This is a genomic window from Streptomyces beijiangensis (genome assembly GCF_017315755.1).
GTDB lineage: Bacteria > Actinomycetota > Actinomycetes > Streptomycetales > Streptomycetaceae > Streptomyces > Streptomyces beijiangensis.
Window position 1 is genome coordinate 1 of the sequence record NZ_JAFLRJ010001359.1, and the last position, 349, is coordinate 349.

Here is a 349-nt window from a genome sequence, read left to right on the forward strand (position 1 = left end):
GGTGAACAGGGCGGGCAGTGCGATGGTGGCTTCGAGGCGGGCCAGCGATGCGCCGAGGCAGTAGTGGACGCCGTGGCCGAAGGCGACGTGGTCGCGGCGGGTGGGGCGGGTGATGTCGAAGGCGGCGGCGTCGGGGCCGTGGTGTGCGGGGTCTCTGCCGGCTCCGGCGAAGGCGATGAGGATGGCGTCGCCCTGGGGTATGAGGATGCCGTCGGCGTCGATGTCCTCGACGGCGTAGCGCAGGACGGAGTGGGCTCCGGGTGCCTCGGCCCGCAGGGTCTCGTCGAGGACGTCGTCCCAGGAGGCGTGGCCGGCGCGTACCAGGGCGAGTTGGTCGGGGTGGGTGAGC

Annotated in this window: 1 protein-coding gene; it reads right to left on the reverse strand. The window is 73.1% G+C overall.

Translation table 11 applies throughout. The annotated features are described in order from the left end of the window. On the reverse strand, positions 1 to 349 hold a 349-nt coding region (locus tag J0695_RS41820; RefSeq protein ID WP_206970041.1), incomplete at both ends, for a cytochrome P450.